Source organism: Pelagerythrobacter sp. Soil_C_18 (assembly GCF_057657235.1).
Window position 1 is genome coordinate 1,033,493 of sequence record NZ_JBDGIU010000001.1, and the last position, 24,506, is coordinate 1,057,998.

24 protein-coding genes are annotated in these 24,506 nt (G+C 67.8%); 7 read left to right on the forward strand and 17 right to left on the reverse strand.

Features of this window, described 5'->3' with window-relative positions; genetic code table 11:
- Positions 1-114: 114 nt before the first annotated feature.
- Positions 115-924 (reverse strand): cold-shock protein, encoded by an 810-nt coding sequence (locus AC3A5N_RS04805; RefSeq protein WP_487736156.1) that lies wholly within the window; start codon positions 922-924, stop codon positions 115-117.
- Between the two features lie 264 nt (positions 925-1,188).
- Between AC3A5N_RS04805 and AC3A5N_RS04810 the strand changes: the two genes are divergently transcribed.
- Positions 1,189-1,995, forward strand: a complete 807-nt coding sequence (locus AC3A5N_RS04810; protein ID WP_487736157.1) for a TerC family protein — start codon at positions 1,189-1,191, stop codon at positions 1,993-1,995.
- Positions 1,992-2,432 carry a protein tyrosine phosphatase family protein gene (locus AC3A5N_RS04815; RefSeq protein WP_487736158.1) on the forward strand — a complete coding sequence of 147 codons (441 nt, stop codon included), beginning with the start codon at positions 1,992-1,994 and terminating at the stop codon, positions 2,430-2,432. The genes AC3A5N_RS04810 and AC3A5N_RS04815 overlap by 4 nt, the downstream gene beginning before the upstream one ends.
- Here AC3A5N_RS04815 and AC3A5N_RS04820 read toward each other — a convergent pair whose 3' ends face one another.
- The gene (locus AC3A5N_RS04820) at positions 2,433-3,854 is read right to left on the reverse strand and encodes an amidohydrolase (RefSeq protein ID WP_487736159.1); all 1,422 of its coding nucleotides are present in this window, start codon (positions 3,852-3,854) and stop codon (positions 2,433-2,435) included.
- A gap of 98 nt (positions 3,855-3,952) precedes the next feature.
- Here AC3A5N_RS04820 and AC3A5N_RS04825 point away from each other — a divergent pair, with 98 nt between their 5' ends.
- Genes AC3A5N_RS04825 through AC3A5N_RS04835 form a run of 3 tightly spaced genes read left to right on the forward strand, consistent with a single transcriptional unit; the run spans position 3,953 to position 6,910 of the window.
- A complete protein-coding gene (locus tag AC3A5N_RS04825) occupies positions 3,953-4,351 on the forward strand; it encodes a hypothetical protein (protein WP_487736160.1) in 399 nt (132 codons plus the stop codon).
- An 11-nt stretch (positions 4,352-4,362) separates the two neighbouring features.
- On the forward strand, positions 4,363-5,298 hold the full coding sequence (locus tag AC3A5N_RS04830; protein ID WP_487736323.1) for a sterol desaturase family protein: 936 nt from the start codon (positions 4,363-4,365) through the stop codon (positions 5,296-5,298).
- A gap of 25 nt (positions 5,299-5,323) precedes the next feature.
- Positions 5,324-6,910: a GMC family oxidoreductase gene (locus tag AC3A5N_RS04835; RefSeq protein WP_487736161.1), complete on the forward strand. Its 1,587-nt coding sequence runs from the start codon at positions 5,324-5,326 to the stop codon at positions 6,908-6,910.
- 256 nt (positions 6,911-7,166) lie between these two features.
- Here AC3A5N_RS04835 and AC3A5N_RS04840 read toward each other — a convergent pair whose 3' ends face one another.
- The 4 genes from AC3A5N_RS04840 to AC3A5N_RS04855 form a co-directional block, all read right to left on the reverse strand.
- The gene (locus tag AC3A5N_RS04840; RefSeq protein ID WP_487736162.1) at positions 7,167-8,492 is read right to left on the reverse strand and encodes an ammonium transporter; all 1,326 of its coding nucleotides are present in this window, start codon (positions 8,490-8,492) and stop codon (positions 7,167-7,169) included.
- A 29-nt stretch (positions 8,493-8,521) separates the two neighbouring features.
- Complete coding sequence (locus AC3A5N_RS04845) at positions 8,522-8,860, reverse strand: P-II family nitrogen regulator (RefSeq protein WP_487736163.1); 339 nt, start codon at positions 8,858-8,860, stop codon at positions 8,522-8,524.
- Between the two features lie 151 nt (positions 8,861-9,011).
- Positions 9,012-9,710, reverse strand: coding sequence for an endonuclease/exonuclease/phosphatase family protein (locus tag AC3A5N_RS04850; RefSeq protein WP_487736164.1), 699 nt, complete (start codon positions 9,708-9,710; stop codon positions 9,012-9,014).
- Positions 9,711-9,828: 118 nt separating this feature from the next.
- Positions 9,829-11,349: a peptide chain release factor 3 gene (locus AC3A5N_RS04855; protein WP_487736165.1), complete on the reverse strand. Its 1,521-nt coding sequence runs from the start codon at positions 11,347-11,349 to the stop codon at positions 9,829-9,831.
- Between the two features lie 144 nt (positions 11,350-11,493).
- Between AC3A5N_RS04855 and AC3A5N_RS04860 the strand changes: the two genes are divergently transcribed.
- Positions 11,494-12,099, forward strand: a complete 606-nt coding sequence (locus tag AC3A5N_RS04860; protein ID WP_487736166.1) for a hypothetical protein — start codon at positions 11,494-11,496, stop codon at positions 12,097-12,099.
- Positions 12,100-12,103: 4 nt separating this feature from the next.
- On the opposite strand, the gene AC3A5N_RS04865 is transcribed toward AC3A5N_RS04860, so the two are convergent.
- The 11 genes from AC3A5N_RS04865 to glpX all read right to left on the reverse strand — a co-directional run bounded on the left by AC3A5N_RS04865 (position 12,104) and on the right by glpX (position 23,905).
- A complete protein-coding gene (locus AC3A5N_RS04865) occupies positions 12,104-12,856 on the reverse strand; it encodes an SDR family NAD(P)-dependent oxidoreductase (RefSeq protein ID WP_487736167.1) in 753 nt (250 codons plus the stop codon).
- Complete coding sequence (pheT, locus tag AC3A5N_RS04870) at positions 12,853-15,258, reverse strand: phenylalanine--tRNA ligase subunit beta (RefSeq protein WP_487736168.1); 2,406 nt, start codon at positions 15,256-15,258, stop codon at positions 12,853-12,855. The genes AC3A5N_RS04865 and pheT overlap by 4 nt, the downstream gene beginning before the upstream one ends.
- Positions 15,255-16,391, reverse strand: coding sequence for a phenylalanine--tRNA ligase subunit alpha (gene pheS / locus AC3A5N_RS04875; protein ID WP_487736169.1), 1,137 nt, complete (start codon positions 16,389-16,391; stop codon positions 15,255-15,257). The genes pheT and pheS overlap by 4 nt, the downstream gene beginning before the upstream one ends.
- A gap of 64 nt (positions 16,392-16,455) precedes the next feature.
- The gene (locus AC3A5N_RS04880; protein ID WP_487736170.1) at positions 16,456-17,337 is read right to left on the reverse strand and encodes an AraC family transcriptional regulator; all 882 of its coding nucleotides are present in this window, start codon (positions 17,335-17,337) and stop codon (positions 16,456-16,458) included.
- Positions 17,338-17,497: 160 nt separating this feature from the next.
- On the reverse strand, positions 17,498-17,857 hold the full coding sequence (rplT, locus tag AC3A5N_RS04885) for a 50S ribosomal protein L20 (RefSeq protein WP_487736171.1): 360 nt from the start codon (positions 17,855-17,857) through the stop codon (positions 17,498-17,500).
- Between the two features lie 31 nt (positions 17,858-17,888).
- Complete coding sequence (gene rpmI / locus AC3A5N_RS04890; protein WP_129525396.1) at positions 17,889-18,092, reverse strand: 50S ribosomal protein L35; 204 nt, start codon at positions 18,090-18,092, stop codon at positions 17,889-17,891.
- Positions 18,093-18,215: 123 nt separating this feature from the next.
- Positions 18,216-18,965: an SDR family oxidoreductase gene (locus tag AC3A5N_RS04895; protein ID WP_487736172.1), complete on the reverse strand. Its 750-nt coding sequence runs from the start codon at positions 18,963-18,965 to the stop codon at positions 18,216-18,218.
- Positions 18,966-19,009: 44 nt separating this feature from the next.
- The gene (locus AC3A5N_RS04900) at positions 19,010-21,022 is read right to left on the reverse strand and encodes a sulfatase-like hydrolase/transferase (RefSeq protein WP_487736173.1); all 2,013 of its coding nucleotides are present in this window, start codon (positions 21,020-21,022) and stop codon (positions 19,010-19,012) included.
- A gap of 36 nt (positions 21,023-21,058) precedes the next feature.
- Positions 21,059-21,859 carry a histidinol-phosphatase gene (gene hisN, locus AC3A5N_RS04905; protein ID WP_487736174.1) on the reverse strand — a complete coding sequence of 267 codons (801 nt, stop codon included), beginning with the start codon at positions 21,857-21,859 and terminating at the stop codon, positions 21,059-21,061.
- Position 21,860: 1 nt separating this feature from the next.
- Positions 21,861-22,796: a ribose-phosphate pyrophosphokinase gene (locus AC3A5N_RS04910; RefSeq protein ID WP_487736175.1), complete on the reverse strand. Its 936-nt coding sequence runs from the start codon at positions 22,794-22,796 to the stop codon at positions 21,861-21,863.
- A gap of 125 nt (positions 22,797-22,921) precedes the next feature.
- Positions 22,922-23,905 (reverse strand): class II fructose-bisphosphatase, encoded by a 984-nt coding sequence (gene glpX / locus AC3A5N_RS04915; protein WP_487736176.1) that lies wholly within the window; start codon positions 23,903-23,905, stop codon positions 22,922-22,924.
- A 56-nt stretch (positions 23,906-23,961) separates the two neighbouring features.
- Between glpX and AC3A5N_RS04920 the strand changes: the two genes are divergently transcribed.
- Positions 23,962-24,504: a hypothetical protein gene (locus AC3A5N_RS04920; protein ID WP_487736177.1), complete on the forward strand. Its 543-nt coding sequence runs from the start codon at positions 23,962-23,964 to the stop codon at positions 24,502-24,504.
- The last annotated feature ends 2 nt before the right edge of the window (positions 24,505-24,506 follow it).

The window sequence follows — 24,506 nt, forward strand, 5'->3', positions numbered from 1 at the left end:
GAATCCTTCGAATCGGGATCGGGAAACGACAAATGGCGGCCCCGGAGAGCCGCCATTCGCACCGTCTAGATTTTCGCCGTCGCCCGGTCAAACACCGGACGGGAAGCGGGCACGTCAGCCCTGGACGGGCACCAGGTTGACTGCCGAGTGCTTGCCTCGTCGGTCAACCTCGAGATCGAACTCGTAGCGCTCGCCCTCGTTGATGGCGGTCAGCCCGGAACGCTCAACTGCGCTGATGTGGACGAACGCGTCGGGCTGCCCATCATCGCGAACGAGAAAGCCGAAGCCCTTCATTGCGTTGAAGAACTTAACCGTACCGGTCGCCTTCTCTCCGGTCAGTTCGCGCTGCGGGGCGCCGCCGCTGCGATCGCCGCCGCGATCCTCGCGGTCACCGCTGCGCGCCTGCACCGGCACGACGTCGCCGACGATCTGCAGATCTTGCGCCGAAATCTTGCCGCCGCGATCGACCAGGTTGAATTCGAGTTCCTGCCCCTCGCCGAGACCTTCGAGGCCGGCGCGCTCGACTGCGCTGATATGGACGAACACGTCCTCACCGCCGCCTTCCTGCTGGATGAAGCCGAAACCCTTCTGTCCATTGAAGAACTTGACCGTGCCCTTGCCGGTGCCGACGACCTGCGCCGGCATGCGGCTGAAACCGCCGCCTCCGGCACCGCCACCGCCGCTTCCGCCGCCGCGCGGTCCGCCACGGTCGCCGCCGAAACGGCCACCGCCGCCTCCGCCGCCACCGCCGAAACGATCGCCACCGCCACCGCCACCGAAGCGGTCACCGCCGCCGAACCGGTCGCCGCCGAAACCGCCCTGTCCGAACTCTCCACCAGGTCCACCGAAAGGATCGAACCCGTCTTCACCGAAACCATCGCGCTTGTCGCGTCCGCGACCCCGGCGGCCTCTATCGTAACCCATAGTTCAACACGTACCTTCGCACCGCCCCCGAACTCTCCCATGCCTACCGGACGGACGGGCCCCGGCAAGGTCACGTCGGTGGCCAACCACGCGAAAAGCGCTGGATCCCCACCTGCCAAACGCCAACCATAGCGCAGAAAGTATGCCCACGCGAATGATTTAACAGCTTCGCCCACCTTGGCGCGGAATTGTGACATTTTGGCATTGCGTCTCGCGCGTGCACGGACGCTTGCCTGCGACTCGCGCTTGCGGCATCAGGCGCGCATGGACATCGTCGCACTCCTTTCCGACCCGGCCGCATGGGCCGCGCTGCTCACGCTGATTGCGCTCGAGGTCGTCCTCGGCGTCGACAATCTGATCTTCATCGCGATCCTGTCGAACAAGCTGCCCGAACACCAGCAGCAGCGCGCGCGTCGCATCGGCCTCGCACTCGCGCTCGTCATGCGGATCGGTCTGCTGATGCTGATCGGCTGGATCGTGACGCTGCAGACGCCGCTGTTCGACCTTGGGCTGGAGGGCACGCCCAACCAGTATGGCGAGCCGAGCTTCGAGACCGCGTTTTCCGGCCGCGATCTGATCCTGCTCATCGGCGGGCTCTTCCTGCTGTGGAAGGCGACCAAGGAAATCCACCACTCGATGGAGCCCGCCGATCCTTCGGGCGACCTGCTCGACAAGACCCCCGGTATCGCGGCCGCGGCAACCGCCACGTTCGGTGCGGTGATCGCGCAGATCGTCGCGATCGACATCGTCTTCTCGGTCGATTCGATCCTCACCGCGGTGGGCATGACCGACGACATTCCGATCATGGTAACCGCCGTCGTCATCACCGTCGGCATCATGATGGTCGCCGCCGATCCGCTCGCCCGTTTCATCGAGAAGAACCCCACGCTGGTAATGCTCGCGCTGGCCTTCCTGGTGATGATCGGACTGGTGCTGATCGCCGACGGCTTCGGCTTCCACGTTCCAAAGGGCTACATCTACGCCGCGATGGCATTCTCGGTCGGCGTCGAGCTGCTTAACATGGTGCAGCGCAACCGGCGCGCCAGAGCCGCACGGGAGACCTCTCAATGAGCGACTTCCGCACGCTGAGCGACACGGTTCTCGCAAGCCCGCAGATCGAACTCGGCGACATCGCAGCGGCCCGTGCCGAAGGCGTGACCCTGATCGTGAACAATCGCCCAGAGGGCGAAGCCGAGGACCAGACGCCCGGCGCAGAGATCGAAGCGGCGGCGCGCAGCGCGGGGCTCGACTACGTGGCCATTCCCATCGGCGGCTCGGGCTTCGGCGAACCGCAGGTCGACGCGATGGCCGACGCGCTTGCACGCGCCGAGGGCAAGGTGCTCGCCTATTGCCGGTCGGGCACGCGCTCGACACTGCTCTGGGCGCTCGCGCAGGCGCATGGCGGCGGCGACCCCGAAGAGATCGCCGCCGCCGCCGCGGCCGCGGGCTACGACGTCGCGCCGGTGCGGCCGGCGATCGACATGCTCGCAGCCCGCGCGCGCGGCTGATTACTTGCGGAAATCGAGCGGCGGATCGCGGTCGCCAAGCAGCGAGCGGTATTCGTAGTCTTCCCCGCGCGCGGCATCGAATTCGGCGCGGGCCTGCCTGCGCAGTTCGGGGTTCGTGTAGAGCTCGATCGCGGCCAGCGTCATCGCCTTCGCCGCCACTTGAGCGCCCTTGAAGCCGATCGTTGTGCCGCTAGCTGCCGCCGACTGCCAGCTATGGGCCGAGGTGCCGGGCACCCATGTCGCCGTGCGCAGGCCGACGGTTGGCGTCGCCCAGGATACGTCGCCCACGTCGGTCGAACCGTAGCCGAGCGACGTCTCGTAGGGCTGCACCTCGGCCGCGGCGGTCAAAGGCTTAGCCCCATCGCCCAGGCTCGTGGAAAGCTGCTCGGCCCAGGCCCGCTCTTCCGCCGTATATTCCACGCCGCCGACCCGCCGCAGCTTGGCGTCCATCATCTTCGCCAGCGTCTCGTTCACCAGCAGCGGGTTGTTGCCGTGGATGATCTCCCATTCCACTTCGGTTCCGGTGCCCAGGGCAGCGCCCGTCGCCGCGGCTTCCAGCCGCTTCCACATCGCCTCGACCTCGGCTGTGTCCGAATGGCGCACGTAGTAGAACACTTCGGCAAAGTCGGGGATCACGTTCGGCGCGGTCCCGCCTTCGGTGATGACGTAGTGGATGCGCGAATCCATCGTCGTGTGCTCGCGCATCATGTTGACCATCATGTTCATCGCTTCGACCCCGTCGAGCGCCGAACGACCCTGTTCCGGTGCGCCGGCAGCATGCGCGGAGCGTCCGCGGAAGCGGAACTTGGCCGAACGGTTGGCGAGGCTGGTCTGCGCCGCGGCGCTGTTCTCGTCGTCCGCATGCCAATGGATGGCGACGTCCACATCGCCGAACAGGCCCGCGCGGGTCATGTAGACTTTGCCGGATCCACCTTCCTCGGCGGGGGTGCCGTAGAACCGGATGCGGCCGGGCGTACCGGTCGTCTCGAGCCACTGCTTCACCGCAATGGCCGCGGTCAGCGAGCCGGCGCCGAACAGGTTGTGCCCGCAGGCGTGTGCGGCATGCTTGTCCGCCACGGCCTCGCGCAGCGGCGAAGCGGATTGGCTGAGGCCCGGCAAGGCATCGAACTCGCCCAGAATGGCGATCACTGGGCCTTCGCTGCCGTATTCTGCGACAAAGGCCGTCGGGATTCCGGCAACACCTTCCTGCACCGTGAAGCCGTTGGCCTCGAGCTCGGACTGGAGCAGCGCGCTCGACTTCGTTTCCTGATAGCCGACCTCCGCCCATTCCCAGAGCTGACGCGCGACCCGTTCGGTGCGGTCGTACTGCGCGTCGACCGCTTCCACGGCATCGAACGTCTGCGCGAAGGCGGGCTGCGCCACCAGTGCGGCGGCGGCAAGCAGAAACGCGGCTTTCCTCATTGATCTCTCCCTCTGTCGAAGCGGGTCTAAAGCGCGCCTGCCGATTTGCAAATGTGGAGCGCTCGACACGCCCGCAGGTGCATGGCAGATCGCGGGCGATGGACTTCGACCTCCTTCTGCGCCTCGGCGGCTCGCTTCTCGCGATCTTCGCGTTGGCCGGGCTTGCGTGGAAGCTCCGCCTCGGCGGCGACTTGCGGATCCGCGACGAGACGCACGCGCGCGAACTGGCGGAAGAGGCAGTGTACGGGTTCGAGGCGGTCGATGTCGCGATCGACCGCGCGGGCCATGCCGCCTTGCTGCGCGATGCGGAGGGCCGCATCCTGCTACTGCGCCGCCACGGCGCCCACTTCGCGGCACGGTTGCTGACCGGCCATTCCCAAGCCCGGCTCGACCGCCACCAGCTCGTGATCGGAACGGCGGAGAGGCGCTTTGGCGAGGTCACGCTCGACCTCGGCTCCAAGGCCCAGTATTGGGCAGCAAGCCTCAGGAGGCTGTGACCCGGTCCATTATGCCCGATTTTTCGCCCGTCGATTACGCTATCCCGGCCTTCGTGCTGCTCGTCCTCGCCGAGATGCTGTGGGCGTGGAAGCGGCGGCCGGAGGCTTACGAGCCGAAAGACACCCTCACGAGCCTCGCCTTCGGGCTCGGCAGCACGGTCGCAGGCGTCGTGTTCGGCGGGTTCGCCCTGCTCGTCTTCCTCGCGGCCTACGAATACCGCCTGTTCGACATCGGCTGGGCTTGGTGGGCCTGGATCGCCTGCTTCGTGCTCGACGATCTCGCCTACTACTGGGTTCACCGCGCGGGGCACCGCGTGCGCTGGTTCTGGGCCAGCCACGTCAACCATCATTCGAGCCAGCACTACAACCTCAGCACTGCGCTGCGGCAGAGCTGGACCGGCGCCTTCACGCTCGGCTTCGCATTCAAGATGCCGCTGGTGCTGATCGGCTTCCACCCGGCGATGATCGCGATCTGTGCGGGGTTCAACCTGATCTACCAGTTCTGGATCCATACCGAGGCGATCGGCAGGATGCCGCGCTGGTTCGAGGCGGTGATGAACACGCCGAGCCACCACCGGGTCCACCATGCGACCAACCCGCGCTACCTCGACCGCAACTACGCCGGCGTGTTCATCGTGTGGGATCGGATGTTCGGCACGTTCGAGCCGGAGAACGATCAGGAACGGATCCGCTACGGCATCGTCAAGCAGCTCGGCTCATTCAACCTGCTGTGGTCGGTGTTCCACGAATGGGTCGGCATGCTGCAGGACATCTGGCGCGCGCCGTGGCGACACAAGCTGTCCTACCTCCTGCGCGAGCCGGGCTGGTCGCACGACGGCAGCCGCGAGACGAGCGACATGATCCGCGCGCGCTGGCGCCAGCGGCACGGCGGCGAACAAAAGGTTCCAAACGAAAACCCGATTGCCGCGGAGGGCGAGCCTGCCTAACCATCCTCCCCGGGGAGGATGGAACATGGCGGAATTCGACGTGATCGTGATCGGCGGCGGCAGCTCGGGAAGCGCAGTCGCCGGACGGCTGGCGGAGGACGGCAGGCGCAAGGTCTGCCTGCTCGAAGCCGGCGGGACGAACGACAACTTCCTGGTCAAGACGCCGGGCTTCATGCCGTTCCTGCCCAAGGCCGCGAACTACCGCTACGAAACGGTGCCGCAGAAGGGGCTGAACGGCCGGACCGGCTATCAGCCGCGCGGCCGGGGGCTCGGCGGGTCGAGCGCGATCAACGCGATGATCTACATCCGCGGCCACGCGTGGGACTACGACAACTGGGCAGCGCTCGGCTGCACCGGATGGGCCTACGAGGACGTGCTGCCCTGGTTCAAACGCGCCGAGGGCAACGTGCGCGGCGCGGACGAATTCCACGGCGGCGATGGACCGCTGTGCGTCTCCGACCAGAAGTGGCCCAATCCCGGCAGCATGGCCTTCGTCGAGAGCGCGGCCGCGCTACAACTGCAGGCGAACCACGACTTCAATGGGGCGAAACAGGAAGGCTTCGGGTTCTATCAGGTAACGCAGAAGGGCGGCGAGCGCTGGTCGGCGGCGCGTGCCTATGTCGAACCGCTGCGCGGCCGCGCGAAACTGGCGGTGATGACGGGAACGCTGGTCGAGCGGATCGTGGTCGAGGATGGCCGCGCAGCCGGCGTCACCATCCGGCGCGGCGCCAAGCGCGAGACGTTGCGCGCACGGGGCGGCGTCGTTCTCTCGGCTGGCGCATTCAACAGTCCGCAGATCCTGATGCTCTCGGGCATCGGCCCCGGCGAGCATTTGCGCGCGCACGGGATCGAGGTCGTACTCGACCGGCCCGCCGTCGGCAGCGATCTGCAGGACCACATCGACTACGTCTCGAGCTGGGAGACCGAGAGCCGCGACTTCATTGGTGACAGCCTCGCCGGCACATGGCGCATGCTGAAAGCGATCGCTGAGCACCGCCGTCGCAGGACCGGCACGATGACCACACCCTATGCCGAAGCAGGCGGGTTCTGGCGCGTCATGCCCGATTCCCCAGCGCCCGATGTGCAATGGCACTTTGTGCCGGCCATGCTCGAGGATCACGGGCGGACCAAAGTCAAAGGCCACGGCTTTTCGCTCCACGCCTGCGTGCTGCGGCCCGAGAGCCGCGGCACGGTACGGCTCGCCTCGTCCGATGCGGCGGCGCCGCCGGTGATCGATCCAAACTTCCTCGCCGAGGAACGCGACATGGCGGTGCTGCGCGCCGGCGTGCGGCTGTCGCACCGGATTGTCGATGCCCCGCCGATGAGCGGATACCGCCCGAAAGACCGCTACCCGACCGACCTAGCCGACGACGAGGCGCTCGACGAACTGATCCGTAACCGGGCGGACACCGTCTACCACCCGGTCGGCACCTGCCGCATGGGTGCGGACGAGGGCGCGGTCGTCGATCCCACGCTCAAGGCGCGCGGGCTCGACGGCCTGTGGGTCGCCGACGCCTCCATCATGCCGCGCCTGATCGGCGGCAACACCAATGCCCCGAGCATCATGATCGGCGAGCGCTGCGCGGATTTCGTGAAGAACAGCTTGGTTTGAAGATCCTCCCCACTTCCGTGAGCCAATTGGGATGATGACATCCCCGGTCCGCCGCAGGTGGACCGCAAGGGCGACCGCCTGCCCGGAGCGCTCCGCGCCGAGGATAGCCAAGCGCGCGGATGCGCGCGCCGGTGCTTGAGGCAAAAAAAAGGGCCGGAGCGCCTTGGCTCCGGCCCGTAAAGGCGGTGTTCGCAGGAGGAACACTGGCAGGCGGACCGGGGATGGAGAGGGAACCCCGGCCCGCCAAACTCATCTGTCAGTTGTAGGCGCGCTCCCCGTGTTCGGAGATGTCGAGGCCATCCACTTCGACCTCTTCGGAGACCCTGAGGCCCATCAGCGCCTTGACGATCATGCCGGCCACCAGCGTGCCGACGCCGGCCCAGACGATCGTGACGAGCACGCTGAACACCTGAACGCCGAGTTGCGCGCCGAGTGCGGTGGAGCCGTCGCCGGGGCCGCCGAGGAAGGGCTGGTAGACCACCGCCGTACCGATCGCGCCGACGATGCCGCCCACGCCGTGAATCCCGAAGGCGTCGAGCGAGTCGTCGTATCCGAACTTCGCCTTCATCTTCGCCACCGCGAAGTAGCACACGGTCGAGGAGAGAATGCCGAGCAGGATTGCGCCGAACGGGCCCGAGTTGCCTGCCGCCGGGGTCACCGCGACGAGGCCGGCGATCACGCCCGAGCAGAAGCCGAGCGCCGATCCCTTGTGGCCCGCGAGCCGCTCGATCACCATCCAGGCCAGCGCCGCAGCCGCCGTCGCCACGAAGGTGTTGATCATCGCCAGACCGGCCGAACCGTCGGCTTCCAGCGCGGAGCCGGCGTTGAACCCGAACCAGCCGACCCACAGCAAGCCGGTGCCGACCATCGTCAGCGTCATCGAGTGCGGCGGCATCGGTTCGGCCGGATAGCCGCGGCGCCGGCCGAGGAGATAGGCGAGCACCAGGCCCGATACGCCGGCATTGATGTGCACCACCGTACCGCCGGCGAAATCGAGCGCGCCGTCTTCGAACAGCAGCCCGCCGCCGGCCCAGACCATGTGTGCGATCGGGAAGTAGACGATCGTCAGCCAGATCGGCACGAAGGCCATGAGGGCGGAGAACTTGAGGCGCTCCGCCGTGGCGCCGAGGATCAGCGCGGCGGTGATCGCCGCGAACGTCATCTGGAAGCTGATGAAGACGTACTTGCTGATGACTTCATCGGTGAAGGTCGCCGCAGTGCTGCTCGCGTCGGTTCCGGCGAGAAAGTAGCTGCCCCCGCTGACGAACAGCCCCAGCGTGCCATCGTATGTCGTGTCGCCGAAGGCGAGCGAATAGCCCCACATGACCCAGATCAGCATCGCGAGCGCGGCGGTCGCGCCGACCTGCGTCATCGTCGAGAGCATGTTCTTCTGCCGCGTGAGCCCACCGTAGAACAGCGCGAGGCCCGGCAGGATCATCATCAGGACGAGGACCGTCGCGGTCATCATCCAGGCGTTGTTGCCCGGGTTGGGCACGGCGGCCGCGTCCTGCGCGAGTGCGGGCGCGGCGGCGAACAGCGCGGTGCCGAGCGCGCCCGCACCGCAAAGCATGTTGCGGATCATCGTCTGGTCCCTCTTGTCTCTTGCCGCACTCACAGCGCGGTATCCCCGGTTTCGCCGGTGCGGATGCGGGTCGCCTCGGCAAGGTCGAAGACGAAGATCTTGCCGTCACCGATACTCTTGGTGCTCGCCGTCTGCGTGATCGTTTCGACCACTTGCGGGGCGAGGTCGTCGCTGGCGGCGATCTCGATTTTCACCTTGGGCAGCATGTTGGTCGAGTACTCGGCCCCGCGGTAGATTTCCGTCTGGCCCTTCTGCCGCCCGAAGCCCTTGACCTCGGATACGGTCATGCCGGCCACGCCGATCGCGCCGAGCGCCTCGCGCACTTCGTCGAGCTTGAACGGCTTGATGATGGCGATGATGAATTTCATCGATCCCCCCTGGCTGTCCGCCGGAACACCCCGGCTCCGCAAAAGCAGCAAAAGCCGTGCCAGTTGGGAATTTTGCTTTATTCACAAGCCGAACTGCGCAACTCCGTTGCGTTAAGAACTGCTGTGCTGCCTGATATTTAAGCGATGCCTATTATTTGCTCATCCCAAGCATGGCCCATACCGGCAAGTGGTCTGAGGCCTGCACCGCCAGCGCGCTGTGGTGAACCGCAGTCGCGTGCACGTCCCATTCGCCCGAGGCGATGATCCGGTCGAGCCTCGCCACCGGCTGGCGGCTGGGAAAGCTGCGGCCCGGATCGAGCAATTGCCAGCCGGCACCGAACTCGCGCATGGCCCCGCCGCGGGTACCCCACTGGTTGAAATCCCCCAGCACGACGGTCGGGCAGCCGGTCTCGCACTCTCCATGATGCGCGAGAATGGCCTTGATCTGGTCGCGCCGCCTGAGACCAGAGAGATCGAGATGCGCCCCGATAACCCGCAGGCGGCGCCCGCCGCATTCGACGTCGGCACGGACCGCACCGCGTGGCTCGAGCGTCGGCAGGTCGAGCGGCTCGGCCTCGATCACCTCGTATTCGCGGCGCACGAGGATCGCGTTGCCATGCCAGCCGAGGCTGCGCGGCCGCCGCGCGAGCTGGACCGGCTTCCACGGCGTGTCGTCGAGCGCCGCGCGCGACAGCACACTCGCCCGCTCGCCGATCCGGCGGTCGACCTCCTGCAAGGCAATGACGTCGGCGTCGATCTCACGCAGCACGGAAATGATCCGGTCGGGATCGCGCCGCCGGTCGATGCCGACCGCCTTGTGGATGTTGTAGCTGGCAAATGTGAGCTGCACGCGGAAGGAAACGCGATCTAGCGCTGATCGGTGCCGGGTGCGCCGCACGGTCGCTCGCGGCGCGGCATGTCTGCAGGATCGCCCATCACCGGCCTTCTAGGGCGCATGACCCGGCCTGTCACCGCTCCTTGGTTGCGGAGAAGGTCAGGTCCGGGTTCTTTTCCTGCTGGTAACCGACGTCCCATGGGCTCTTGGCCATGAACACGAGGTCGCCGTCGCGGTCGCGCGCGAGGTTCGGGCGGTTGAAGCTCTCGAACTCGCCCAGCGCCTTTGCATCGCCCTTGAGCCAGCGCGCCGTTGCGAAGGGCGCGGCTTCGAGATTGGCCTCGACCTTGTATTCCGCCTCCAGCCGGCTGACGAGCACGTCGAGCTGGAGCTGACCCACGACACCGACGATCCACTGCGCGCCGATCTCGGGGTAGAAGACCTGGATCACACCCTCTTCGGACAAGTCGTCGAGCGCCTTGCGAAGCTGCTTGGTCTTGGTCGGGTCCTTGAGCACCACGCGCCGCAGGATCTCCGGCGCGAAGTTGGGCAGGCCGGTGAAGCGGATCTGGTTCTTCTCGCTCAGCGTGTCGCCGACGCGAAGCGTCCCGTGGTTGGGAATGCCGATGATGTCGCCCGCTTCCGCCGTGTCGGCGAGCTCGCGGTCCTGCGCGAAGAACAGAATCGGCGAGTGGATTGCGATCGGCTTGCCCAGCCCGCTCGGCGTCAGCTTCATGCCCCGTTTGAACGTGCCCGAAACCTGCCGCATGAAGGCGATGCGGTCGCGGTGGTTCGGATCCATGTTGGCCTGGACCTTGAAGATGAAGCCGGTGACCTCGTCCCGCTCCGGGCTCACCTGCTCCTCGCCCGCGGGCTGCGGGCGCGGCGGCGGCGCGTGGTTCGCGATCGCCTCGATCAGTTCGGTCACGCCGAAGTTCTTGAGCGCGCTTCCGAAGTAGACCGGCGTGAGATCGCCGTTGCGGTAGGCTTCGAGGTCGAACTCGGGATAGCCGATCCGTGCCAGCTCGGCCTCCTCGGCCACGTCCTCGGGCAGCACGGCATCGGCTTCGCGCGTGCCCTGGAACTCCTTGCTCGGCCCTTCCGGCCGGCTGACTTCTCCGGAAGCGAAGTCGAGAATGCCCTGGAATGTGCCGCCCATGCCGACCGGCCAGCCTTGCGGCGATACGTCGAGCGCCAGCGTGTCGGCCACTTCGTCGAGCAGCTCGAAGCCGCTCTTTCCCTCGCGGTCGACCTTGTTCACGAACGTGATGATCGGCACCGAACGCAGGCGGCAGACCTCGAACAGCTTGCGCGTCTGCGGCTCGATCCCCTTGGCCGCGTCGATCACCATGATCGCCGAGTCGACGGCGGTCAGCGTGCGGTAGGTATCTTCCGAGAAGTCCTCGTGCCCCGGCGTGTCGAGCAGGTTGAAGGTGATGCCGTCGCGCTCGAAGGTCATGACCGAGCTGGTCACCGAAATCCCGCGCTGCTGCTCGATCTTCATCCAGTCCGATCGTGCCCGCCGCGCCTGCCCCCGCGCCTTGACCTCACCCGCGAGATGGATCGCGCCGCCCTGAAGCAGCAGCTTCTCGGTGAGTGTGGTCTTGCCCGCGTCGGGGTGGGAGATGATGGCGAAGGTGCGGCGGTTGGACATGGGCCGCGCGCGTAGCCGGGCAGCGCGCTTTCGTCCACTCGCTAGAGAAGTGCGATACGGCGCAAACCCGCCCTGCGCGGCTTAACCGGTCCGAAACCGCCCTATGCTATCTGGCCCGAGGGTCGGATTTGGGGGAATCGGATCATGCGCGTGAAATCCATGCTTCTCGCCTGCGCGGGCGCCCTGCTTCTCGCGGGCTGCAGCTCCGGCGAGTATTACGAGAAGACGCCGCAGGAGGTGATCTCGGCGCTCAGGTCGGCTTATCTGCCGGTCCACGTGCTCGGGGGAACGGTGGCGGACAGCAGGGTCACGCAGCCCGACAACAACACCGTCGTCACAGCGCTGATCGACCGGAACGGCAGTGAACTGATGCGCTTCGTCACGACGCTGACACCCGACGGCGCAGGCACGCGCGTCGCTACCGAGGTCCGGCCGCCCGAGGGGCGGAACAAGGATCGGGCCAGCGCGGCCATGGAGGCCAACGGGCTCGCCCTGGGAATGATGGAGAAGCTGGCCGAGGAGCACGTCGCCGCTGCGATCGAGGGGCGCCCATTCGACATGACCTTCGCCACCCCGTCGATGGCGAAAGGCATGATGGGCGCCGTACCCGGCATGTCGGAACGGCTCGACGCCGCAAACGAAGCGGCCGCGGAATTCTCGCGTTACGAACAGCAGGCCGAGTTCGAAAGCGAGTACGGAGACGATTGGGGCCGCAGCGCCGGCGATACCTCCGACGGCTGGGGCGAATAGGCCCTCAGTTCTCGCGCGCGACCTGGAAGCCGGCGAAGCTCTGGCTCACCGGCATCAGCTCTAGCGTGTTGATGTTGAGGTGCGGCGGCAGTTCGGCAACCCAGCGGACGGTCTCGGCGATGTCCTCGGCCGTCATCGGGTCGGCGCCGCCGTAGAGCCGCTCGTGTGCCTCTAGGTTCCCGCTAGTGCGCACTAAGGTGAACTCGGTCTCCACCATACCCGGCTCGATCGAGGTCACGCGTACGCCGGTGCCGTGCAGGTCAGCGCGCAGGCCCAGCGTGAACTGGCGTACGAAAGCCTTGGTCCCGCCATAGACGTTGCCGCCCATATACGGATAGTTCGCCGCCACGGAGGAGATGTTGACCACCCCGCCCTTTCGCTCGATCAGGCCCGGCAGGAGCTTGTGGGTGAGCGAGACCAGCGCGGTGACGTTGGTTTCGATCATGGTCTTCCAGTCCGCGAGGCTGGCGTCCTGCGCCGGGGCGGTGCCGAGCGCGAGGCCGGCGTTGTTCACCAGCAGATCGACGCCCGCGAACGCCTCCGGCAGCGCATCGAGCGCGGCGTCGCGCGCCGCTTCGTCGCGCACGTCGAACACCGCAGCGTGCACCTTGTCCGCGCCCAGATCAGCGACCAGCTTCTCCAGCCGCTCCGCCCGGCGTCCGGTGGCGATGCAGCGCCAGCCGCTGGCGACGAGACTGCGCACGCAGGCCTCGCCGATCCCCGCGGTGGCTCCGGTAACGAGTGCCGTCCTGCTCATGCTCTCAGCTCCGCGCCCTGCTTGCCCGCGGCAGCGACGATCCGGTCCGAGATCGCCTTGATCTCCGCGTCGGTGAAGCTCTTCTCGCCTGGTTGCAGCACGACCTCGACCGCGACCGACTTGCGGCCTTCGGGGACGCCCTGTCCGGCGAAGACGTCAAACACCCGCGCATCGACGATCGCCTGCTTATCCGCGCCTTTGACTGCCCGCACGAGGTCGCCGGCGGCGAGATCGGCGGGTACCAGGAAGGCGAAGTCGCGCGTGACCGGCTGCAGCGCGGGCGGTGCATAGGCCGGGCGGGCGAAACCGCCCCCATTATCCTTGGCGCCCTTCTTTGCAGGGATCGCGTCAAGGAAGATCTCGACCGCGACGACGGGCCCTTCGATGTCGAACGCCTTTAGCGTGTTCGGGTGCAGCGCGCCGAAGCGGGCGAGCACGTTCTTTGGGCCGAGCCGCAAGGTGGCAGACTGCCCGGGGTGGAACTGCGGACCCGCTTCCCCCATGACCATGAGGTTGCCCACCGGCGCACCGGCGGCTTCGAGCAGGGCCTCGGCCTCGGCCTTGGCATCGTAGGCATCGACGCCCTGCGCCTTGCCCGTCGCCCAGCCTCGCGGCGCTTTCTCGCCGGCGAGGATCACGCCCAGCGTCGGGCGCTCGTCGCTCGCCCCGCCTTCGCCGCGGAAGTAGCGGCGGCCGATCTCGAACAGACGCGAGCCGGCAGCGCCGCGATCCGCATTGCGCTTGGCCGCAGCGAGCAGGCCGGGCAGCAGCGAGGGGCGCATGGCCTTCATGTCCTCGCTGATCGGGTTCTCGAGGATCCACAGGCCGCCGTTGCCTTCCGCGAAATGGTCGGCGTCGGCTTCGGGAAGGAAGGACCAGGTCACCGCTTCGTTCAGACCGCGCGCGGCCGCCGTCCGGCGCAGCTTCCGCTCGATCTGCTGCAGCGGAGTCGCGGTCGGCCTGGCCACTCCTTCGGCACGCGGCAGCGCGACGCTTGCGACCTTGTCGAGACCATGAATGCGGACGACTTCCTCGACGAGGTCGGCCGGCCCTTCGATGTCGTGGCGGCGCGGGGGGCAAGCGACCTGCCAGCCGTCGCCGACGCGGAAATCGAGCGCTTCGAGAATGCGGCGCTGTTCGGACTCGGCGATCTCGACCCCGCCGAGCCGCCGCGTCAGCGCCGGGTCGAACGCAACGATTTTCGGTGCGGCGGGCGGCGAGCCTGCGCGTACGGTCTCGCTCACCTCGCCGCCACAGATTTCCACGATCAGACCGGTCAGCAGAGCCAGCCCGTCGTCGAGGAAGGCCGGGTCCACTCCCCGCTCGAAGCGCGTGCGCGCGTCCGAGGTGAGGCCGAGCCTGCGGCCCGTCACCCCGATCCGCTCGGGATCGAAATAGGCGATCTCGAGCAGGACATCGGTCGTGCCTTCGCCGACGCCCGAATGCTCGCCGCCCATGATCCCGGCAATGTCGTGCACGCCGGCATCGTCGGCGATCACGGTCATGGTATCGTCGAGCGTGTAGGTCTTCTCGTTGAGTGCGAGGACCTGCTCGCCCGCCTTGGCCCGCCGCGCGACCATCGCGCCGGTCAGCTTCGCCAGATCGTAGGCATGCGCCGGCCGGCCAAACGCGAGCATCAGATAGTTGGTCACGTCGACGATCGCGCTGATCGGCCGCTGCCCCGCCGCGAGCAGCCGCCGCTGCATCCATGCGGGACTAGCGCCGTTGCGCACGCCTCGGATCACACGCCCGTAGAACGCAGGACAGCCTTTCGGATCGTCGATGCGGATCTCGACCGGGCACGCGCCCGCGCCTGCGATCTCCGGCGCTGCGACAGGCTTGAGCCTGCCCAGCCCGGCCGCGGCGAGATCGCGGGCAATGCCGTAGACGCCCATGCAGTCCGGGCGGTTTGGCGTGATCGCCACGTCGAACACCGGGCTCGCGCCGTGGTAGTCGGCGAAGGCCGTTCCGACCGGCGCATCGGCCGGCAGTTCGATGATGCCGCTATGTTCGTCGCCCAGTTCGAGCTCACGCACCGAGCACATCATGCCGTTCGATTCGACGCCGCGGATCGCACTCTTGCGCAGTTCCATGCCGTTCGCAGGTACCACAGCGCCGGGCAGGCCGAGCACGCCCTTCATTCCGGCCCGCGCGTTGGGTGCGCCGCAGACGACCTGCAACGGGTCGCCCTCGCCCGTGGATACGGTGAGCACCTGCAGCTTGTCGGCATCGGGGTGCGGCCCGGCAGTCAGCACTTCGGCCACACGGAAGCCCGCGAGCCGTTCGGCCGGGTCTTCGATCTCCTCGACCTCGTGCCCGATCGCGTTGAGCGTGGCCGCGATCTGCGCGGCGCTCGCCTCGGTCTCGAGGTACTCCTTCAGCCATTCGAGCGAGAACTTCATGCGCGTGCTCCCACTCCGGCCGAGAGGGACGGCTGGTCGAAGGCCGAGAAGCCGTAATGCGCGAGCCAGCGCGCGTCGCCGTCGAAGAAGGCGCGCAAGTCGTCCATCCCGTATTTGAGCATGGCGAGCCGGTCGACCCCGAGGCCCCAGGCGAAGCCCTGCCATTCGTCAGGGTCGAGCCCGGCGAATTCGATTACCCGGCGATTGACCATGCCGCTGCCGAGCAGTTCCATCCACCCGTGGCCCGGCGCATCTCCGTCGCCGCCGAGCACGCGCCGCCCCTTCACGTCCTGCCAGCCGACGTCGACCTCCACCGAAGGCTCGGTGAAGGGGAAGTAGCTGGGGCGCAGGCGCAGAACGATGTCGTCGCGCTCGAAGAAGGCCTTGAGGAACGTCTCCAGCGTCCACTTGAGGTGCCCCAGGTGGATGCCTCGGTCGATCACCAGGCCTTCGATCTGGTGGAACATCGGCGTGTGCGTCGCATCGCTGTCGGAGCGGTAGACGCGGCCCGGCGCGATGATGCGGATCGGCGCGCCCTGCGCCATCATGCTGCGGATCTGCACCGGCGAAGTGTGCGTACGCAGCAGCATGCGTTCTTGTCGGCCTACCGCTTCGCTACTTGAGGCCGGGCCCTCGCCTCTTCCCTCGTCGGGGAAGTAGAAGGTGTCGTGCATCGCGCGCGCCGGATGCGTCTCGGCCATGTTGAGCGCGGTGAAGTTGTGCCAGTCGTCCTCGATCTCCGGCCCGGTGGCGACCGAGAAGCCGAGATCGGCGAAGATCTCCGCCAGCTCGTCCATAACCTGGCTGACCGGATGGACCGAGCCGCGCGGCGCCTGGGGCGCGGGCAGCGAAAGGTCGAGCGTCTCGCTTGCCAGCCGGCGTTCCAGCTCGGCATTCTCCAGCGCGGCCTTGCGCGCGGCGATCGCGTCGGCGACCTCGCCTCGCGTCGCCTGGATCGCAGGTCCCTGAATCTGCCGCTCCTCGGGCGACATCTGGCCGAGCGTCTTGAGCAGCAGGCTGATCCAGCCTTGCTTGCCCAGCGCCTCGACACGCAGCGCCTCGAGCGCGTCCAGAGTTTCGGCGGCATCGACGGCCGCGATCGCCTCGTCCTTGCGGGTTTGCAGTTCACTCATCGCGATGGCCCGCTAGCGCCAAATCCGCGCCAACGCAAAGCGCCATCTCGCGCGCGGGCTTGCGTCAGCCGCGCCCGGGAGCGTCGAGCGTCTGCACCGCGCTGCCGTGGAGGCGGAGACGTTCGCGCAGGAAGCTCGCCATGACGGGATGCTCCATCGCCGCATATTCGCTCGGCGCCATGCCAAGGAACGCGTGGCAGTCGCGCACGAAGTGGGACTGGTCGCAATAGCGCCTGTCGATCGAGCCGCTCCAGCGCGCATCGGGCTGGACCATGAAAGCAGCGAGGCTGCGCATGAAGCGCTGGCGCCGCAGGAGCAGCTTGGGTGAGAATCCGAACGCGCGGTGCGAAATCCGCTCGAGCGTGCGCTGGTTGAGGCCCGTACGCTCGGCCAGAGTGGCGACGTCGGGCAGGTCTTCCTCCAGCAGCATGGCGTGGATCGCCTGGATGCGCGAGTCCTCGGGCCCTTGCCGCGGCGCTTCGTGGCGGAAGAACGCGACCAGCTGGTCGTATTCTCGGCTCTCGCGCTCCGCACTGCCGGTAAGCTCGTCGGCGAGCGGTACGAAGGGCGCGAAGGCAGGCTCGGCGCGGCCATCGAACACGCGGTTGGCCATCTGGTCTGCCGGGCTGCCGATGAACGTGCTCCAGCCGAGCGGCAGCAGCCCGACGCCCCAGATCCGCGTGTTGCCGAGCGTGAATTCGAGCAGGCTCGTACTCGGCCCGGTGGGCACGAAGTCGGCGCCGCGCACTTCGTCTCCGCTCACCGAGCGGCTGACGGGCAGATCGCCCCTGAAGAAGCGCAGGTTGCCCCATTCGGGCTGCAGGGCATCGGCGACGCGCGCGCCTTGCGCGACGCTGATCTCGACCCGGTAGAAGGTCGTGAAGAATCTCGCGAGATCCGCTGGCGGTGCGTGGAAGCGCACCGCGATGTCGCATTGCGTCGCCATCCTAGTTCGCGCCCCGTTTGCCCCCTTTGCCCGTGGAGGATACCCGGGGCCGGGGGCGGGGGGAAGCGGCTACGACCCCAAAAAACTTAGAGGCCGCGGAAGGCGATGTGCCTGCCGCGCCCTCTCTTGAGCATTGGCGTGGTGCGAAACCCGCGATTCGTCAGGCCGGAAGGGCCTTCTTCGCCTGAGCGATGATCGACTGGAAGGCGCCGCCTTCGTTCATCGCGAGATCGGCCATGACCTTGCGGTCGAGTTCGATGCCGGCGAGCTTCACGCCGTGCATGAATTGCGAGTAGGTCAGGCCCTCGGCGCGAACCGCCGCGTTGATGCGCTGGATCCACAGCGCGCGGAAGCTGCGCTTCTTAACCTTGCGGTCGCGGTAGGCATACTGCCCGGCCTTCTCGACCGCCTGACGGGCGATGCGGATGGTGTTCTTGCGGCGACCGCGATAGCCCTTGGCCTGGTCGAGAATCCGCTTGTGCTTCTGGCGCGTGGTAACGCCGCGTTTGATGCGAGGCATGTGCTGGTACTCCTAAATCCAAAAACCGGGCTCAGTCGAGGCCGTAGGGGGCCCACTTCTTCACCGTGCGGCTGTCCGCTTCGGACAGGACGGTGGTGCCGCGGTTCTGGCGGATGTACTTCGCGTTGTGGCTGATCAGGCGGTGGCGCTTGCCGGCGACACCATGCTTGACCTTGCCGGTCGCAGTGAGCTTGAAGCGCTTCTTCACGCCGCTCTTGGTCTTCAGTTTGGGCATTTTCATCTCCTGTTACAGAGACACGTCGAACCAGCCCTGGCAGCCCTTGTCGCCAGGCCGGCACATGAAACACGTGTCGGTGAAGCACGCGCCCCTAGCGAAATCGGCGCGGAATGCAAGCTTTCAGAAGTGTGCGAGATAGCCGCCGTCGACCGCGAGCGTCTGCCCGGTGACATAGGATGCCTCCGGTGAGGCAAGGAAGGCGACAGCGCCCGCAATCTCGTGCGGCTCGCCCCAGCGGCCAAGCGAGGTACGCCGCGCCAGATGCGCGGCGATCGCGGGATCGGCGACCATCTCGGCGTTCGCATCGGTCGCGAAGTAACCGGGTGCGACGGAATTCACGGTGATGCCGTCGCCGCCGAGCTCGGCCGCCAGCGCGCGGGTCAGTGCAGCAAGTCCCCCCTTGCTGGCGGTATAGGCCGCATCGCCGCGCGCGATCTCGGCCGCGATCGAGGTGATGTTGACGATCCGGCCGTAGCTTCGCGCGCGCATCAGCGGAGCGGCTCGGCGGGCGAGATCGAACGGTGCGACCAGATTGGCCTCGAGCATGGCGCGCATGGCCTGCCGGTCGAGCTCCGCCGCACCGCGCCGATCCCGGGTTCCGACATTGTTGACGAGAATGTCGAGCCCGGTCTCGCGCTCGATCCGCGCGAATGCCGCGGCGCTCGCCGCATCGTCGGCGATGTCGAAAGCGATCGGGCGCGCCAGGTCGCCGATCAGCTCTGTCGCCCCTGCGAGCGCATCGGCATCGCGCCCGTTGAGCCAGACGGTCGCTCCGCCCTCTGCAAGCCGCCGGGCGATGGCGAACCCGAGGCCACGCGCCGCGCCGGTTACGAGGGCGACCCGCCCGTCGAGCGATCCCGATATCGTCATGCGCGCCTTAGTGGACCAAGTGCGCTCGTCGTTCCACCGCCGTTTCAGCGCTTCTCCGCACGCTCGTAGGCCCGCCAGCGCTCCGAGCCCCAGCGGGCTATCACCGCCTCGACCCGTGTCTTTTCGGCGCCCGTGAAGGTCTTGTGCGGTGCGCATTCGCCGCGCTCGACCATGCAGGCCTCGCCCGTATCGAGCCGCAGGCTGGTGAGCCTGCCGTCGGGGCCGGCCAGTCCGATCGCGGTCGGCGTATCGAGAGGTCCGATATGGAGGAACGGCGGCGCTGCGGGCGGCGGGGGCGATTCGCCGCGGAGCGCCGCGGTCAGGATTGCGCGGTAGTCGGCGAGCGCGAGCGGTGCTGCCGGCAGCAGGCCGGGCCGGTTGGCGACGAGCACGGTGCCGAATTGGCGCGCGTTGATCACGTGGCCGTGGCCGAGAAAGCCGTCCTCGAACAAGTCCTCCCCGTGGTCGCCGGTGACGATCAGCACGGTATCGTCCCACACGCCCTTGGCCTTGAGCCGCCGGACAACTTCGCCGAGCCAGGCGTCGGCATTGGCGACGGCGTTCCAGTAAGTCGCCTGGACATGCTCCGCCCGGCCCGCGCCGATCGCGCCCCGCTCTATCGGCGCATCGACGACCCGCGCCGGCACGCCTTCGTGGTGGTAGGGGAAATGCGGCGACTGGAAGTTGAAATAGGCGAAGTGCGGCCGCGCCTGCCAATCCTCCGCACCCAGCGTGCGGTCGAAGGCGGCGAGCAGGTGGCTCTCGTCGACCAGCAGGCTGCCTTGCGCGGCGAAGTCGAATGCGCGCTTGTCGCGCAGTAGCTCAGCATCGACATAGACGTCGGCGCTCTCGCGCATGCCGACCGTTTCGGAGATCCCGCCGAAATCCTCCGGCTGGCCCGAGAACACGCCGATGCGGTAGCCGCTCGCCTTCAGGTCCCGGAACAGCGACGGATCGCCCACGCGCGGGGCGAGCTGGCCGGAGAAGATCGATTTGAGCGATTCGGTGGTGAAGCCGACATGGCTGTAGGCGGGGGTGGCCGCGCTGCCCGCGGCGGCGATCGCCTCCAGGTTGGGCGCGACCGGCTTGCCGTTCACGCGCTTGCCGAGCACGTCGCCCCGAGTCGATTCCATCACCACGATCACGACGTGCGGGCGGTCGCCCGTGAAGACCTGCGGCGCAAGCGGCGCGGCAAGCGGCACGAGCGCGAGGTCGCCGCCGTAGCCGTCCTCGTCCACGCCGTTGCCGGGCACGTCGAGAGCGAGCGGATGGCGGCTGCCGTCGAACGGCGCGGTGTCGTGCTGGATGCCGAAGAGGCCGTAGCCGTCGCGGTCGACGTCGCTTGCGAGATCGAGCGTGCCGGTGAGCGCCTGCCAGGCGAGCGTGCGGTTGAGCCCGAAGGCCGCGTCGCTGCCGGTGCGCGGAATGGCGAAAGCAGCGACGAGAAATAGGACGAACACCGCGGCACATAGCGAGCGCCGAGGGGTACTCAACCGCGGCAGGCCTGGCGGCAGCAGCCGCGCGAGGAGCTTCCATGCGATCCAGGCACCCACCGCGAGGGCCGCGAGCGCGAGCAGCGCCACGCCGATCTCGCTGAGCCCGAACAGGATCGCGTCGACCAGGCTACCGCCGCCGAGCTGCTTGAGCAGGGCGAAGCCGACTGCATCGCTGAAGTAGGAATGGAGCTGGTACTGCACGGCCAGCAACCCGCAGAACAGCGCGCCGCCCACCAGCGCGTACACGAAGCACGGCGCCCAGGCCGGGCCGCGGCGGGCCAGGCGCAGCGACAGCGCCCAGCCCGCCAGCCCGATCAACGCCTGCGCGGCCGCATAGCCCGCCAGAAACAGCGCGATCTCGCCCGGCGCGTCGACCGCGCGCGACTGGCCGAAGCCGCCGGTGAACAGGCCGTACTTGCGGTCGGCCAGCGCCAGCTCGACCAGCGAGACGAGCGCCATGAGCGCGAATGGGAATGCCGCGATCAGGCGCGCCCATGCCCCCCGCGCGCGCGGCGCTTCGGGCGCGGGAACAAGACTGTCGTCGAAAGCTGTCGTCGCCATGCGCGCGAGGGTTAGCGCGCAGGGCTTAGCATTTGGCTAACCGTGCGAGTGCCCGTGTGCCGCGCCGGCCATCGCTTCGATCACGTCCTCGAGCCGGGCGGGATCGCCGATCGCGAGCACTTCGCCGGCCGAATGGGCGTTGAGCGGTTCGCCCTGCCAGTCGCACATCGTTCCGCCGGCGCCTTCGACCACCGGCACGAGCGCGGCGAAATCGTGCAGTTGCAGCCCGGCTTCGCACACCAGGTCCATGTGGCCCGAGGCGACGAGGCCGTAGCTGTAGCAGTCGCCGCCGTAGACGATCTTGCGCTCGGCCACCGCCTTGGCGAGGCTCATGAAGGCATCGACCTGCTCGCCCGAGAAGCAGTGCGGGCTGGTCGTGCCGAGCACCGCGTTGGAGAGCTCCGGACAGGGCGCCGAACGGACCGGCTTGCCGTTGAAGGTCGTGTCATGGCCGACGCGCCCGAGCCAGCGTTCGCGCAGCACCGGCTGATCGATTACGCCGAGCATTGGCCAGCCGCCTTCCATCAGCGCGATCAGCGTGCCGAAGATCGGCCGCCCGGCGATGAAGCTGGTCGTGCCGTCGATCGGATCGAGCACCCACTGCCGCGCGGCCGCCGGATTGCGATTGCCGTATTCCTCGCCGATGATCCCGTCGTCGGGCCGCTCGCTTTCGATGATCGCGCGCATCGCGGCTTCGGCGGCGCGGTCGGCTTCGGTTACGAAGGTCGAATCGCTCTTGCGCTCCTCGGCCCACTCGCCGCGGAACAGGGGCCGGATCGCTTCCCCGGCGGCGTCCGCCAGCCGGTTGGCAAGCGCGATGTCGCTGTCCGTCGCCATGTCAGTCGAAGAGCGAGCTGACGGAGCTTTCGTCGGCGATGCGGCGGACGGCCTCGCCGATCAGCGGAGCGACGGTGAGGATGCGGATCTTGCCCGAAGCCTGCGCCGCGTCGGTCGGACGGATCGTGTCGGTGATGACGAGCTCGGTCAGCGCCGAACCGTCGACCCGCGCCACCGCGCCGCCCGAGAGCACGCCGTGGGTAATATAGGCTGCGACCGAGGTGGCGCCCTGGTCGAGCAGGGCCTGCGCCGCGTTGCACAGCGTGCCGCCCGAATCGACGATGTCGTCGATCAGGATGCAGTGCCGCCCCTTCACTTCGCCGATGATGTTCATCACTTCGCTCTCGCCCGGGCGGTCGCGGCGCTTGTCGACGATCGCCAGGGGGGCATTGTCGAGCCGCTTGGCCAGCGCGCGGGCGCGGACCACGCCGCCGACGTCGGGGCTGACGACCATCAGGTCGCGGTCGCCGTAGCGCGCCTGGATGTCGGCGGCCATGACCGGCGCGGCGTAGAGGTTGTCGGTCGGAATGTCGAAGAAGCCCTGGATCTGCCCGGCGTGGAGATCGACCGCGAGCACGCGGTCGGCGCCCGAATGGGTGATCAGGTTGGCGACCAGCTTGGCCGAGATCGGCGTGCGCGGGCCGGGCTTCCGGTCCTGCCGGGCATAACCGAAGTAGGGCACGACCGCCGTGATCCGCTTGGCCGAGGCGCGCTTCAGCGCGTCGATGCAGATCAGCAGCTCCATCAGGTTGTCGTTCGCCGGGAAGCTGGTCGGCTGGATCAGGAAGACATCTTCGCCGCGCACGTTCTCGTGGATCTCGACGAAGACCTCCTCGTCGGCGAAGCGGCGGACGCTGGCGTCGGTCAGCGGCATCTCGAGATAGGCGGCGACCGCCCGCGCGAGCGGCAGGTTCGAGTTGCCGGACATGATCTTCATCGCGCGGGATACCTTCGGTTGCTGCGGCGGAATCGGTTCGTTCCGCTTAGCCGGGCGTCACGCGATTGCAACAGGGGCGGCCCGATCCTCCCCGTTTTCGCCGCAGGCGCAAAATGGGGAGGATCTTAGGGGAGCCGGTGTTCGCCCTTGATCCAGCGGACGGTACCGCTGCTGGCGCGCATGACCACGCTTTCGGTGGTCATCTTGCCTCCGCGCAGGCGCTTGACGCCTTCGAGCAGCGAGCCCGAGGTGACGCCGGTCGCGGCGAAGATGCAGTCGCCCTTGGCCAGATCCTCCAGCTTGTAGATCCGGTCGAGATCCTCGATGCCCCACTTGGCCGCGCGGCGTTTCTCGTCGTCGTTGCGGAACACCAGGCGGCCGTTGAACTGCCCGCCGACGCAGCGCAGAGCAGCGGCCGCGAGCACGCCTTCGGGCGCACCGCCCTGGCCCATGTACATATCGATCGTGGTCTCGGGATCGGTTGTCGCGATCACGCCCGCCACGTCGCCGTCGCCGATCAGCACCACACCGCAGCCGAGCCCGCGCAGCTCCGCGATCAGCGCCGCATGGCGCGGCCGGTCGAGCACGCAGACGATGATGTCCTTGGGCTCGACGCCCTTGGCCGCGGCCACCGCGCAGACGTTCTCGGTCGGCGTCTTGGCGAGATCGATGATTCCCTCGGGATACCCGGGACCGACCGCGAGCTTGTCCATGTAGGTGTCGGGCGCGTTGAGCAGGCAGCCCTCTTCCGCCGCGGCCAGCACCGCGAGCGCATTGGGGCCGGCCTTGGCGGTGATCGTCGTGCCTTCGAGCGGATCGAGCGCGATGTCGATCTTCGGCCCGCGGCCCGGCGCACCGCCGACCTTCTCCCCGATGTAGAGCATCGGCGCCTCGTCGCGTTCGCCCTCGCCGATCACGACGGTGCCGTCCATCTCGAGCTGGTCGAAGGCATGGCGCATCGCCTCGACCGCGGCGGCATCGGCCGCCTTCTCGTCGCCGCGCCCGATCAGCTCGCTCGCGGCGATCGCGGCGGCTTCGGTGACGCGGACGAGTTCAAGCACGAGGACGCGATCGAGCTGCGAGCCGGCAGGCGGATTCTTGCTATTCATACTGGATTCAGTCCTCCGGGAGTGCTTGGAAGCGCGCTTAAACAGCGGGAGCGGGAATGTCGAGAATCCACCTGGCGCTTGCGCTCTGCCTCTTCGCCGCACCGGCCGCGGCGCAGACGGGCGATCCGGACCCCGGCGTGACCGATCCGGTGGAGCAGGCGTTCGAGGCGACCCGCGACGCTTACGGCCCACCGCCGCCCGCGCCGCCCCAGCCCGACTGCGAGCAACCCGAGGGAAACGAGATCGTCGTCTGCGCGCGGCTGGAGGAGCAGTCGCAGTTCCGCATCCGCTCCGACGAGGACGCCGAGAACGAATACGCCGCAGCGACGATGAACAAGGGCGATCCCAAGGCGCCGGACGTATCCGGGCCGGGAATCTTCAAGGGTCCCGCCACCATCTCCGGCATGTGCGTGATCCCGCCGTGCCCGGCGCCGCCCGCTTACATGATCGACTTCGAGGAACTGCCCGAGACGCCGCCCGGCTCGGACGCCGACCGGATATCGCGCGGGCTCGCGCCGCGTGGCTACGATGGGGAACCGGAGCCGGAGGAGCAGGCCTCCGAGGAGCCGGAGCCCGCAGCGGATCAACCGCCGCAGTAGAG

Bases quoted from the DNA above. Each gene is read 5' to 3' on its own strand.
- AC3A5N_RS04805 (WP_487736156.1), bottom strand. From the start codon at position 924: ATGGGTTACGATAGAGGCCGCCGGGGTCGCGGACGCGACAAGCGCGAT.
- AC3A5N_RS04810 (WP_487736157.1), top strand. From the start codon at position 1,189: ATGGACATCGTCGCACTCCTTTCCGACCCGGCCGCATGGGCCGCGCTG.
- AC3A5N_RS04815 (WP_487736158.1), top strand. From the start codon at position 1,992: ATGAGCGACTTCCGCACGCTGAGCGACACGGTTCTCGCAAGCCCGCAG.
- AC3A5N_RS04820 (WP_487736159.1), bottom strand. From the start codon at position 3,854: ATGAGGAAAGCCGCGTTTCTGCTTGCCGCCGCCGCACTGGTGGCGCAG.
- AC3A5N_RS04825 (WP_487736160.1), top strand. From the start codon at position 3,953: ATGGACTTCGACCTCCTTCTGCGCCTCGGCGGCTCGCTTCTCGCGATC.
- AC3A5N_RS04830 (WP_487736323.1), top strand. From the start codon at position 4,363: ATGCCCGATTTTTCGCCCGTCGATTACGCTATCCCGGCCTTCGTGCTG.
- AC3A5N_RS04835 (WP_487736161.1), top strand. From the start codon at position 5,324: ATGGCGGAATTCGACGTGATCGTGATCGGCGGCGGCAGCTCGGGAAGC.
- AC3A5N_RS04840 (WP_487736162.1), bottom strand. From the start codon at position 8,492: ATGATCCGCAACATGCTTTGCGGTGCGGGCGCGCTCGGCACCGCGCTG.
- AC3A5N_RS04845 (WP_487736163.1), bottom strand. From the start codon at position 8,860: ATGAAATTCATCATCGCCATCATCAAGCCGTTCAAGCTCGACGAAGTG.
- AC3A5N_RS04855 (WP_487736165.1), bottom strand. From the start codon at position 11,349: ATGTCCAACCGCCGCACCTTCGCCATCATCTCCCACCCCGACGCGGGC.
- AC3A5N_RS04860 (WP_487736166.1), top strand. From the start codon at position 11,494: ATGCGCGTGAAATCCATGCTTCTCGCCTGCGCGGGCGCCCTGCTTCTC.
- AC3A5N_RS04865 (WP_487736167.1), bottom strand. From the start codon at position 12,856: ATGAGCAGGACGGCACTCGTTACCGGAGCCACCGCGGGGATCGGCGAG.
- pheT (WP_487736168.1), bottom strand. From the start codon at position 15,258: ATGAAGTTCTCGCTCGAATGGCTGAAGGAGTACCTCGAGACCGAGGCG.
- pheS (WP_487736169.1), bottom strand. From the start codon at position 16,391: ATGAGTGAACTGCAAACCCGCAAGGACGAGGCGATCGCGGCCGTCGAT.
- AC3A5N_RS04880 (WP_487736170.1), bottom strand. From the start codon at position 17,337: ATGGCGACGCAATGCGACATCGCGGTGCGCTTCCACGCACCGCCAGCG.
- rplT (WP_487736171.1), bottom strand. From the start codon at position 17,857: ATGCCTCGCATCAAACGCGGCGTTACCACGCGCCAGAAGCACAAGCGG.
- rpmI (WP_129525396.1), bottom strand. From the start codon at position 18,092: ATGCCCAAACTGAAGACCAAGAGCGGCGTGAAGAAGCGCTTCAAGCTC.
- AC3A5N_RS04895 (WP_487736172.1), bottom strand. From the start codon at position 18,965: ATGACGATATCGGGATCGCTCGACGGGCGGGTCGCCCTCGTAACCGGC.
- AC3A5N_RS04900 (WP_487736173.1), bottom strand. From the start codon at position 21,022: ATGGCGACGACAGCTTTCGACGACAGTCTTGTTCCCGCGCCCGAAGCG.
- hisN (WP_487736174.1), bottom strand. From the start codon at position 21,859: ATGGCGACGGACAGCGACATCGCGCTTGCCAACCGGCTGGCGGACGCC.
- AC3A5N_RS04910 (WP_487736175.1), bottom strand. From the start codon at position 22,796: ATGAAGATCATGTCCGGCAACTCGAACCTGCCGCTCGCGCGGGCGGTC.
- glpX (WP_487736176.1), bottom strand. From the start codon at position 23,905: ATGAATAGCAAGAATCCGCCTGCCGGCTCGCAGCTCGATCGCGTCCTC.
- AC3A5N_RS04920 (WP_487736177.1), top strand. From the start codon at position 23,962: ATGTCGAGAATCCACCTGGCGCTTGCGCTCTGCCTCTTCGCCGCACCG.